At 40.5% G+C, this 11,438-nt stretch carries 14 protein-coding genes; 6 read left to right on the top strand and 8 right to left on the bottom strand.

The features are described 5' to 3' along the window. The first annotated feature begins 46 nt into the window (after positions 1–46). The 6 genes from Q0296_RS08365 to Q0296_RS08340 are packed head-to-tail and all read left to right on the top strand — an operon-like array spanning position 47 to position 3,522. Positions 47–610, top strand: coding sequence for a hypothetical protein (locus tag Q0296_RS08365; RefSeq protein ID WP_298039260.1), 564 nt, complete (start codon positions 47–49; stop codon positions 608–610). Then, complete coding sequence (locus Q0296_RS08360; protein ID WP_298039258.1) at positions 610–1,617, top strand: L-seryl-tRNA selenium transferase; 1,008 nt, start codon at positions 610–612, stop codon at positions 1,615–1,617. The genes Q0296_RS08365 and Q0296_RS08360 overlap by 1 nt, the downstream gene beginning before the upstream one ends. Continuing rightward, positions 1,614–1,946: a hypothetical protein gene (locus Q0296_RS08355; RefSeq protein WP_298039256.1), complete on the top strand. Its 333-nt coding sequence runs from the start codon at positions 1,614–1,616 to the stop codon at positions 1,944–1,946. The genes Q0296_RS08360 and Q0296_RS08355 overlap by 4 nt, the downstream gene beginning before the upstream one ends. Next, positions 1,933–2,562, top strand: coding sequence for a type III pantothenate kinase (locus tag Q0296_RS08350; protein WP_298039253.1), 630 nt, complete (start codon positions 1,933–1,935; stop codon positions 2,560–2,562). The genes Q0296_RS08355 and Q0296_RS08350 overlap by 14 nt, the downstream gene beginning before the upstream one ends. After that, positions 2,559–3,173, top strand: a complete 615-nt coding sequence (gene hisG / locus Q0296_RS08345; protein ID WP_298039252.1) for an ATP phosphoribosyltransferase — start codon at positions 2,559–2,561, stop codon at positions 3,171–3,173. The genes Q0296_RS08350 and hisG overlap by 4 nt, the downstream gene beginning before the upstream one ends. Then, positions 3,157–3,522, top strand: a complete 366-nt coding sequence (locus Q0296_RS08340; protein ID WP_298039250.1) for a hypothetical protein — start codon at positions 3,157–3,159, stop codon at positions 3,520–3,522. The genes hisG and Q0296_RS08340 overlap by 17 nt, the downstream gene beginning before the upstream one ends. 400 nt (positions 3,523–3,922) lie before the next feature. Here Q0296_RS08340 and Q0296_RS08335 read toward each other — a convergent pair whose 3' ends face one another. The 8 genes from Q0296_RS08335 to Q0296_RS08300 all read right to left on the bottom strand — a co-directional run. Then, a complete protein-coding gene (locus Q0296_RS08335; protein ID WP_298039249.1) occupies positions 3,923–5,248 on the bottom strand; it encodes an aminotransferase class V-fold PLP-dependent enzyme in 1,326 nt (441 codons plus the stop codon). An 85-nt stretch (positions 5,249–5,333) separates the two neighbouring features. After that, positions 5,334–5,522, bottom strand: coding sequence for a hypothetical protein (locus Q0296_RS08330; RefSeq protein ID WP_002941192.1), 189 nt, complete (start codon positions 5,520–5,522; stop codon positions 5,334–5,336). Positions 5,523–5,546: 24 nt separating this feature from the next. After that, positions 5,547–6,290, bottom strand: coding sequence for a LysR family transcriptional regulator (locus Q0296_RS08325; RefSeq protein WP_298039247.1), 744 nt, complete (start codon positions 6,288–6,290; stop codon positions 5,547–5,549). Then, positions 6,283–7,065 carry a formate dehydrogenase accessory sulfurtransferase FdhD gene (fdhD, locus tag Q0296_RS08320; protein WP_298039245.1) on the bottom strand — a complete coding sequence of 261 codons (783 nt, stop codon included), beginning with the start codon at positions 7,063–7,065 and terminating at the stop codon, positions 6,283–6,285. Before fdhD ends, Q0296_RS08325 begins: the two co-directional genes overlap by 8 nt. Before the next feature lie 219 nt (positions 7,066–7,284). Then, positions 7,285–7,926: a formate dehydrogenase FDH3 subunit beta gene (gene fdh3B / locus Q0296_RS08315; RefSeq protein WP_107914773.1), complete on the bottom strand. Its 642-nt coding sequence runs from the start codon at positions 7,924–7,926 to the stop codon at positions 7,285–7,287. Position 7,927: 1 nt separating this feature from the next. Then, positions 7,928–10,750, bottom strand: coding sequence for a formate dehydrogenase subunit alpha (locus Q0296_RS08310; protein ID WP_148785774.1), 2,823 nt, complete (start codon positions 10,748–10,750; stop codon positions 7,928–7,930). A gap of 30 nt (positions 10,751–10,780) precedes the next feature. Beyond that, positions 10,781–10,954 (bottom strand): twin-arginine translocation signal domain-containing protein, encoded by a 174-nt coding sequence (locus tag Q0296_RS08305; RefSeq protein ID WP_103571853.1) that lies wholly within the window; start codon positions 10,952–10,954, stop codon positions 10,781–10,783. After that, the coding region (locus tag Q0296_RS08300; RefSeq protein WP_298039238.1) for a molecular chaperone TorD family protein at positions 10,944–11,438 on the bottom strand (495 nt) is incomplete at its 5' end. The genes Q0296_RS08300 and Q0296_RS08305, both read right to left, overlap by 11 nt.

Raw genomic sequence — 11,438 nt, 5'->3', positions numbered from 1 at the left:
ATGCTAAAATCTGCGAATTAAAATTTTTCAAAAACAAGGAAAAACGTTGGCTATAAAAGAAGATTTAACCGAGATAAAAAAAGAGATAGACGCCCAAGAACAGTTTCTTGAGAGCATGATCAAGGGAGAGCGTTTTTTTAAGAAATATAAAACTTTGCTGATCGCAGTTTGCGCAGCAGCGATTGTTGCGGCTGTTGGTTTTTACACGAGCAAAATTTTAAATGAGAACAGAGTCGAAGAGGCAAATTTGGCCTATTCAAAGCTGATTTTAAACCCAAATGACGCAAATGCTTTAAGCGTTTTAAAAGAGAAAGAGCCAAGTATGTATGCGCTTTTCTCACTTGGGCAAATGCTTGATAAAAACGACACAAAGGGCATTAGTGAGCTTGCAAATTTGCAAGTACATCCGCTTATAAAAGATATCATCCTTTCACAAACTGGCAACGCAAATTCTGAAATTTTAAAAGAATATAACGCGCTTTTAAAAGGTTTTGAGCTCTTAAAAGAAAACAAGATCAAAGAGGCAAATGACGAATTTAACAAGATCGCGCTTGACTCACAACTTCAAACTTTAGTTAAAAATTTAAAACACTATCAGGGAATAAAATAATGAAAAAATTTACTCTTTTCTTGGCTTTTGCCTTGGCCTTAATTTTGAGCGGATGCGGCACAAAAAGACAATATTTTGAGCCTGCGCAAACATCTGGCGAGATATCTTTATCAAAAGATCTCCCATCTTACATCAAGTCGTCAAATGCAAATGGCGCGACGCTAGCAAACGGCAATATCGTCACAAAAACTGGCCTAAACACAAGCGTTACTTTGCCTGAAAATTTCTACTTTTTAAATGAAGAAAATGGCTTTATCATCTCAGCTAGCATAAATGGTGATCTAAACGTGACTGATCCTAGCGGACACAGCCTTTATAGCGGTAAATTTCCAACTGCGATCGTGGCAGCTTCGCTTGACCACAACCAGCTCGCAGCGATCAGCGCGTCAAACCACATCTATCTTATCGACACAAACACCGCAACTACGATCATGGAGTATAGCTCGTCTGACATCGCAGCGGTTGACTCAAGAGTTGTTGCACCTTATTTTATGAGCTCGCTCATCGTCTACCCAGCGCTTGATGGTAAAATTTACATCGTGCAAAAAGATACTGGTAGAATTTTACGTGACGTGGTCGTAAGCTCTGAAAATTTCTTTAATAACATCATATTCTTAGGCGTTGAGGGCGATAACTTGATCGCAGCAACAGCCAAAAAAGTGATCGTCATAAACCCAAGCCAAACAGTTTATTATGACGGCGAGATCAAAGACGTGCTAGTAAATAACGACGAAATTTACATCTTCAAAAAAGATGGCACGATCGTAAGAACAAACCTTATGCTAAAAGAGCTAAGCAGAGTAAATTTCAAATTTGCTATCTTCTCAGCGGCAACCATCATAAATAATAAACTCTACGTTATCGAAAAAACAGGCTATGTTATAAAGACAAATTTAGACCTAAGCGGAGCTGAAATTTACGAGTTTAGCGACGAGATAAAAGATAAGAGCTTTATGGGAAATGGCACATTTTACTACGATAACGAGTATGTTAATCTAGGACAATGAGCCAGAAAATTTGGGAGCTTTTCGAAGCTAAAAAGATCTTGCTAAGAGATCTAAAAAGGCTTGATCTTAGCGAATTTACCAAGAAACGCTCGCTTGAGGCGTTTTTTGGTATCGATACAAAAAATTTCTACGAGATCGTTTTTTTAAGAAGTGCAAAGAGCAGGCTTTTGGTCAAAGAAGCCAGCGAGATAGATGAAATTTGCACTAAATTTGAGGAGAAATTTCAAACCAAGATCAAAAAACGTGTGATCTTTTACAACTCTCAAATTTGCTCAAAGTCCCTAAACTACTTCAAAGAACAAGGCTGGAGCTGTTATGATTTTGTGTGATATCGGCAATACCAACGCCTCTTTTTTGCAAAATGGCAAGATCACTCACGTAAAAACTAGCGAATTTAAAAACTACAAGCCAGATGAAAAGGTCTATTTTATCTGTGTAAACGAAGAAATTTTATCCAAGATAAACGGCAACGATATGTTTGTAAATTTAGAGCCATACATCGAGATCGACACGATATATCAAGGTCTTGGCGTGGATAGAAAAGCGGGGTGCTATATGATAAAAGATGGCGTTGTCATCGACGCCGGAAGCGCTATCACCGTTGATATCATGGCAAATTCTATCCATCTTGGCGGCTACATCTTGCCAGGCATCTCAACCATGCTAAATGCCTATAAAAGCATCTCATCACGCCTTGATGTGACGCTAAATTCGCAAATAGACATCGACGCACTGCCGCAAAAGACGAGCGACGCTGTGAGCTATGGCATCATAAAGCCCATTATCACGCTCATCTCAAAGCTTGCTGGCGATAAGAAGGTCTATTTTACAGGCGGAGATGGCGACTTTTTATCTAAATTTTTCAAAAACGCCATTTGCGATAAGATGCTGATCTTTCGTGCCATGCAAAAAATAATCGATGAGAAAAAGGAAATTTTAAAATGATAACAGTAGCCTTGCCAAAGGGCAGGATCGCGGAAGATACACTAGAAATTTTTAGAAAGATTTTTGGCTCGAGTTTTTTGTTTGAAGATAGAAAACTCATCCTTGAAGAGGGAAATTTTAGATTTTTAATGGTTCGCAACCAAGATATACCAACATACGTCACCGAAGGCGCTGCAGATATCGGCGTGGTCGGGCTTGACGTGCTTGAAGAGCATAAGCCAAATGTGGTGAGGTTGCTTGATCTGCAAATAGGCAAATGCAAGGTCTGTATCGGCATAAAAAACGAAGAGGAGCTTGATTTTTCAAGGTCTGAGCTAAGGATCGCTACTAAGATGCCAAATATCACGAGAAACTACTTTGCCAAGCTTGCTGTTGGCGTGAAGATCATCAAGCTTTATGGCTCGATCGAGCTAGCTCCGCTTGTTGGGCTAAGCGACGCGATCGTCGATGTGGTCGAGACTGGCTCAACTATGAAGCAAAATGGGCTAAAAGTGGCTGGTGATATCATGCAAAGCTCAGCCTATCTGATCGCAAATAAAAATAGTTTTATCATCAAAAAAGATGAAATTTTGGAGCTTTATCAAAAGATAAAAGATGAAATTTCAAAGTAAAAATTTGAAAAAAGCAAATAGCACAAATAAAGGAAAAATGGTTAAGGTAAAACATTGTTGCTCTCAAATGAAAGAGGCAACGAAATTAAATTGCAAGATTCATAACAATATTTATGATTGCACAGACGTGCTTATTTCGTATTATCCTAAATTTGATGAATATGGAATTATAATTCACGATGGTGGTTCAAGTAGTATTTCAATTAAATTTTGCCCCTTTTGTGGTACAAAATTACCAAAATCAAAACGAGATAAATGGTTTGACAAAATGGAAAAATTAGGAATAGATATTGATAATGATGAAATTCCTAAAGTATATTTAAATTATGGTTGGTGGTTGAAGAAGTGATTGAAAATTATTTTTTTAACTCTTTTTTAATCAACATAAAAACTAGTTGTTGCCAATTTCAAACGGCTATCACATAAAAGATCTTTAGAAATTTCTATTTAACTAGATGTAAAAGCAAGATAAAATGCTTAATATTTTTTGTCCACTCACAATGGCGGCGTGTTTTGTTAGAGCTTCTTAAGACCGAGCAGATATAACTTTGTATAAAAACAGCAAATTTGCTTTAAATTATGCTGGTAAAATTTGATCCAAAATGGTAAATTTTATTTGATACAGTTAAAATTTAAATGGAAATAACGAGCAAATTCAGATCAAAAAATAATAATTGTTTTTGCATTTTAAAATTTTAAATTTTTAACTTTTCTTGATAGTTTAAATTTAACCGAAAACAAAATTTAGCCTAAATTTTCCCGCCAAACATCTCGTACATCGCCTTTTCCTCGCCCCAAAGCTCGCGGTGCTTTTTGATAGATGATTTGATAGCGTTTATGAGATAGAGCACATCCTCTTTTGTGTGCGTGTAGTGCATGCTCACTCTTACAAAACCTGGCTTTTTCTCTAAGATCTTATTTTCTTTAAGTCCCAGCAGATCAAAAGCATAAGGTCCAGCACACATCACACCAGCGCGGCTTTGTATGCCGTAGTTGTTGCTAAGTGTTGCGGCAAAGTCATAAGGCGAAATGTCGCGCACATTAAATGAAAAAATAGGCAGTTTTTCTGCATTTTTAGGGCCATAAATGGTGATATCTTCGATGCTGCTAAGCTCTTTTACAAAGAAATTTGCCAGTTCATCTTCGCGCGCTTTGATGTTTTCCACCCCGACACTTGCTTGCAAGTTATATGCTAGACTTGCTCGCACCAGCCCCAAGATAGATGGCGTGCCAGCCTCTTCAAGCTGCTCGGCATTTTTTATAAAAAGGTGTTTTGAAGGCGTCGCAAGTGCGATGGTGCCGCCACCTGCAAAGCTTGGCATATCGCTTGTGTAAAGCTCTTTTTTGATCGCTAAAAGCCCGCAACTCCCAACTCCGCCAAGTAGCTTGTGAGGCGAGAAAAAGGCTGCGTCAAAGTACGCAGTGTCTAAAATTTCATGCGAGCTGGTTGCTGCGCAGTCAAATGCCACTACTCCGCCAAATTTTTTAACGAGCGAGTAAATTCTCTTGTAGTCGGTTTTTACGCCCGTGACATTTGAGGCGGCGCTAAAGCAGGCGATGATCTTTCTTTTTGCGTTTAGTTTTAGCATCCTCTCAAGCATCACGTAGTCTATCTCGCCATTTTCATCAAGTCCGATGCGCTCGCAGTCGCAAAGCCCTTCACGAAAGCTGATCTCGTTTGAATGGTGTTCATAGGGCCCAACAAGCACGAGTGGTAAATTTACGCTTCTTAAATTTGCTTCGCCGATCAAGGCTCTTGTCGTTGGCGGCAGATAAATTCCCATTATCTCTTGAAATTTCTTTATCGCAGCCGTTGCGCCTTGACCTGTTGCTATTAGATAAAAGCTCTCATCAAGCCCCAATAGCTCTTTTAGCTCGGCTCTTGCGTTTTCGTAGCGTTTTTGCGTTAGCACGGCACTTGAACTGCTGTCTGAGTGAGTGTTTGCGTAGGTTTTTAAAAATTTTGAAATTTCATCTTCGATAGGTGCATAGGCAAGGCCTGAGGCCGTGTAGTCAAAATAGTAAATTCCATCTTTTAAAATGATATTTTTTCTTACTTCATCTATGGTTGGCACGATTTTCCCTTTGGCTAAAAGCGCGATTATAGTGAAATTTTGTATAAAGTGAGGTTACAAGCGGGCAGGGCGCCCACTCGTGTGATTATTTGTTTAGGAAGTTTTTTTCTAACCACTCGTTAGCTTTTGCTTCACTCTCAAATCTTTGGCTCTTAGCAACTTGGTTTGCACCCTCATAGAAACGGATACGAATGCCGTCTTGAACGCTATCGATCTTGATTCTAGTGATCTTATCTTTGTTTAGATAAGTCCTGTCGTTTAGTTTTACATACATGTTTTCTCCTTTTAAAAATTTGGTTTATTTTTTATCGTTTTTCTTTTCGTCTTGTTTTAAAAATAGCTCTTTAAAGCGCTTATTCGCATAGTCTTCGATGTCGTTTTGAAGCTGCTTATAGGCGTTTATGAGCTCATGAGCTCTATCATTTAGCGTAGTGCCAGCGCTATCTCCGCCACCTTGCTTGGTTGTAAAGAGATCTTCTTTTAAATTTTTTTGCAAAATTTGTAGATGCGACCAGCATTTTTTATAGTTCATACCTAAAATTTCAGCTGCCTTTGATATCGAGCCAACCTCGGCTATAACGTCTAAAACTTCGGTTTTACCCTTGCCAAATATAAGCTCGCCCTCGTCGTTTTCTATCCAAGTCTTTGTCTTTACTCTCATCTTTTTGCCTTTCTTTTCCTTAAAACAGCCTAGCTGACAGTACTTCACGTCAAAGCCGTAGTCTCTAAGCGTCGAGCGCATGGTCTTTAGCCCGCCGTTAGCCGCCGCTATCTCTCTTGCATCTTTGCAAAAAACTCTGCCCTTTTCGTCGCTCACTTCTTTTAGTTTTAGTGACAATGTAAATTTACCGCGGTCTTTATCCAAGCCACCAAACTGTCCAAGCTCGCAGTTGTCTATCTTGATGCCAAGTCTGGTTGCCTCGTCGCTTACCTCGCCGACTTCTATGCCAAGCTTGCTTGCGATCTTAAAAGCCGTGCCGCAGTCAAGTTTGCCGCTTTTATTTAGCGTTTGTTTTATTAGCTCTTCTAAATTTTTACTCATAAATTCTCTCTTCACCGCTATAAACGTTGATATTTTCGCCCCTTGCAAAGCCGCAAAGCGTGAGCTCAAATTTACGAGCGATCACCACGCCAAGGCTAGTCGGTGCTGTCCTTGAGATAAGCGCTGGGATGCCGTGCATAACGGCCTTTGCGACCATCTCTGAGCTAAGTCTGCCACTCACCATCAAAAATGAATTTACTAAGTTAGCTCCGTCTAAAACGGCCTTGCCAACGGCTTTGTCGATCGTATTGTGCTGAGCGATATCCTCGCCTATGTAAAATTTATCTTCGCTCACAAAGAGCTTTGCCGTATGCACGCAGCCAGTCATCTCGTAAAGCTCGCACTGCGTGTAAAACTCCTTCATTTGGGCAAGGATCATATCTTTGTTAAATTTAGCCCCGCTTTTTACAGCTCTTGCTGCCATCGCCTGTGGGTCGATATTTGCCGTTGAGCTTCTGCCACAGCCACTTATTATGACCTTTTCTTCGTCAAACTGCTCTAGGCGTTTTTCGTTCACTTTGGCGCTTACATAGACGCTTAGCTCGTCACTTGAGAGCTTAACCTCGGCTATGTCCTCTGGCTTTGTGATGACGTTTTCGCTGATCAAATAGCCCACAGCAAGCGCCTTTTGATCCGTTGGCGTTGCCATAACGGCACCAAATTTTTTGTCATTTATGTAAATTTCAAGCTTGATCTCACGCACCAAAATATCATCAACTTGTGCTTTTTGCTCGCCTTTATATTTGATGATCTGCGTTTTATAAATCGGTTCCATCTTGCTCCTTGAAGTTTTCACAAATGATAGCCCAAAAAGCTAAATTTAATTTTGGATTGTAGTAAAAACTAGCTTAAACAAAGCAAAAAGCTTAAACGCATTTTGATACGAAATAAACGTTATTGTGATTAAAATTTGATATGCAAGATAGGCATATTCCTTAAAGTATAAAATTAGAGAAAATAACAAATTTTATAGGTGCAAAAAGCACCTATAAATTTACGCTTTTAGTTTTAGCCTGTCGCCAGCGTAGTAAGCGATCTTCCAGACAGTAGTTTGCTTTAGGTCTTTTTCGCCATAACCTCTTGCAGTAACTCTGTCATTGTAGATTTTTTCTATCATATCTGACTCGCCAACTAACAAAGCCTTTGTAGAGCACATCGCAGCACAAACTGGCACTTTGCCTTCAGAAATTCTATCTTGTCCATATACTTCGCGCTCTTCTTCGCTATTAGTTGGTAGCGGACCGCCTGCGCACATAGTGCATTTATCCATTACGCCTCTTGCGCCAAACGCACCATCTTTAGGGAATTGCGGTGCGCCAAATGGGCAAGCATACAAGCAGTATCCACAGCCTATGCAGATATCTTTATCGTGAAGCACGATGCCATCAGCTCTGATGTAGAAACAATCAACCGGACAAACGAGCGAACAAGGTGCATCTTCGCAGTGCATACATGCGATTGATGTTGAAATTTCTTTACCAGGCATACCTTCATTTAGTGTGACGACGCGGCGTCTTCTAACGCCGATAGGCAACTCATGAGCTTCATCACATGCTACTGCGCAACCATTGCAATCAATGCATCTATCTGTGTCGCAGTAAAATTTAAGTCTATTGTTATCGTTAAATGCGCTCATATTATGCCCTTTCTATGCGGCAAAGACCGCCTTTTGTTTCTGGAATTTGAGTGACTATGTCATATCCGTAGTTTGTTACGGTATTTGCACTCTCACCAACCGCAAATGGCAAAGTTCCTTCTGGGAAATTTCCAGTCATATCAACACCTTGCATATATCCAGCCCAGTGGAATGGTAAGAAGATCATATTAGGCTTGACTGATGGCACTATCCTTGCACGAACCTTGATCTTGGTACCCTCAGGCGAATGAACCCAAACAAAATCCCAATTTTTAATGCCATGTTTAGCCGCTAGCTCTGGGTGGATGTCAGCAAACATCTCAGGCGTAATGCGTGATAGATACTTACTAGCACGCGTCTCCATACCAGCACCACTGAAATTTACGAGACGAGCTGTGATGAGATTGATAGGGAATTCTTTTGAGAAGTCCTTACTTTGTTGCAAGCTTTCAAATTTAGTATCAACGCGGTATTGTTTTGCTTTATCTTTAAAGCTTGGATACTTCTTGGCTAGATCTGGTCTTGGTGAGTGGATCGGCTCTCTGTGTTGAGGGATCTGATCAGCAAATGTCCAAACGATAGTTCTAGCACGTGCATTGCCATATGGAGCGATGTTTTTCTCCAAACATTTTGTTGCTATGATATTACTATCATCAGTTGACCAGCTAGCTCCGATCCTTGCTTTTTCATCATCAGTTAGTGTGATGCCTAAAATTTTCTCGATATTGTCTTTTTTGATCTCAGGATATCCGCCATTTATAGATGAACCAACTGGCGCTGAGCCTTCAGCTGCTAGCTGGCTAACACCGTTGTGCTCTAAACCAAAGCGGTTTCTAAAGCCCATTCCACCTTCGCGAACTGATTTGTGTGTATCATAAAGTATTGGGCTACCTGGGTGATTTTCTGTCCAGCATGGCCATGGAAGTCCGTAGTATTCGCCCTCAACAGGAGTGCCAGGCTTGCCAAGAGATGTTACTTCATCAAATTTATCCCAGTTCTCTTGGTGACGTTTTAAGCGCTCAGGTGTCCAGCCAGTCATACCGATAGTTTTTATAATGTTTGCTATCTCGTGAGTAGCAGCTTCTGGCCATTCTATCTTGCCGTCAGCATCCCTTATAGTGCGAGTTAGCTCGTCATAAAAGCCTATACGTTTAGCTAGTTCAAATAACAATTCATGATCAGGTATGCTCTCATAAAGTGGTTTGCATACTTGGCTTCTCCATTGACCACTTCTGTTTGTAGCTACGACTGTGCCACTACCCTCAAACTGCGTTGCAGCAGGAAGTAGATAAACATCATCTTTTTTATTTGTTATAACGGCAGCGTCATTTACAAACGGATCTACACAAACAAGTAACTCAAGTGCATCAAGACCCTCTTGAACCTTTACTTGTTGCGCTGTTGATGTTATGCCGTTACCTATAACTACAAGAGCTTTTAGGCTATCTCCTGCATTATCGATTGCATCATTGCCATCTTTACCATTTAGCGTACCAGCCCACCAGCGTGCAAGTGAAAATCCTGGCTTAAACATCCACTCAGGCTTGATAAAATTCTTTTGCAACCACTCGAAATCAACCTTCCACATTTTTGCAAAATATTTCCAGCTTCCTTCATTTTTAGGGTAATAACCAGGTAGGTTGTCTGGTAAATTTGCCATATCAGTTGCACCTTGAACGTTATCGTGGCCTCTTAGGATGTTACATCCGCCACCACTTACGCCCATGTTGCCAAGCACTAGTTGCAAGATCGGAGCTATACGAGTGTTTGAGCTACCTATTGTGTGCTGAGTTAGACCCATCGCCCAAACGACTGAGCCAGGGCGGTTTTTGGCATAGACTTCTGTGATCTCTTTAAGAGTTGCAGCTGGGACTCCAGTCACATCTTCAACGACTTCAGGTGTCCATTTTGCAGCCTCTTCACGAATCAGATCCATACCATAAACACGGTCATCAATAAATTTCTTATCCTCCCAGCCATTTTCGAAGATGAGATTCATCATGCCATATACAAAAGGTATATCCGTTCCTGGGCGAATTTGTGCGAAATAATCAGCCTTTGCCGCCGTTCTTGTATATCTTGGATCGATTACTATTAGCTTAGCGCCCTTTTCTTTTGCTTTTAAAAAGTGTCTAAAACCAACTGGGTGATTTACCGCTGGGTTTGATCCGATTATAAAAATAGACTTTGCGTTTTGGATATCTCCAAGGTGATTTGTCATAGCTCCATAACCCCAAGTATTCGCCACACCGGCGACTGTAGAGCTGTGTCAAAGACGTGCTTGGTGATCTAGGTTGTTCGTCCCAAACATCGCAACGAATTTGCTTATATAATAGCTTTGCTCGTTGCAGTCTTTTGCTGATCCTAAAAACATTACTTGCTCTGGATTTTTCTCGCGGTAAGCTTTTAGTTTTGCACCGATCTCGTCAAGTGCTTGCGTCATAGAGATGCGTTGCCACTTGCCACCAACTTTTTTCATCGGATATTTTACACGGCAGTGTGAGCGCACCATATCGATAACGTCTGCTCCTTTACAGCAGTGACCACCAGCACTTACTGGGTGATCTTGTGCTACTTCTTGACGCACCCAAACTCCATTTTCTACCTCAGCTAACACTCCACATCCTACAGAGCAAACTGAACAAACAGTTTTTACTATTTTTGAGTCTGGAAATGGGTTTGCCATCTCTTGAGCTGTTGCTTCTCTTGTGACATTGCTTGCTGCAAAGCCGGCCGCTCCACTAGCACCCGCTAATGCAGCCATTTTTAAAAACGATCTACGGCCAATGTTGTTTGGCGTAGCGTTTAATATAGCTTCAGACATTTTCATCCTTTCTTAAATTTCTATCAAATTTTATTTTGCTTGTTTGTAGTAAAGTTCCCAGTTTTTGCTTCTTTTGTAAAGCACTTCGGTCTTTTTACTCTTTCCTGATTTTAAATTTTCATCAGCATTTGCTGCTACAGCACCGCTTGCTGCTACAGCACCAACTAGACCGACTTTTTTTAGAAATTCGCGTCTATTTTGCATATGTACCCTCCGTTCTTAGTTTTCTTATCCTGTTTTTTTCTCTTCTTATGCTTTCAGATCTTGAAAGACCATCGCTCTTTTTGTGGTCTATCTTGACTGGTTTTGGTGAGTTTAGTGCCACGCGCTCAAACGCGATAAATTCGTTTAGCAAAACGGCCACATCCTTGTAAATTTCACTATTTTTATGCTCATATAAATTCTCTATAAACTCATCAATGTTTGGGTTTATAATATTTTTAAAAAGCTCATCTTCGCACTCGTCAAATTTGCCGATAAACTCGTTCATAAGCGTAAAGACAAAGCCCACGTTATCTTCATTCTCTTTAAATTTACTCTCATCTCTTCTAATGTTTGTCTTAGCTAAAATTTTACGCACATTAGCGCAAGCATGACCCACTTCATATCCCTCATCGTAAAAAGAGAGCGAGTTTCGAAGCGGACTTGGCGGAGTGTGAAAAATGTCATCAAATTCGGTGATCAAATT

Origin of the sequence: uncultured Campylobacter sp., from assembly GCF_937890585.1 — a bacterium.
Classification (GTDB): Bacteria; Campylobacterota; Campylobacteria; order Campylobacterales; family Campylobacteraceae; genus Campylobacter_A.
The sequence above is the reverse complement of the archived record's forward strand: the minus strand, read 5'-3'. Positions and strand labels throughout refer to the sequence as shown.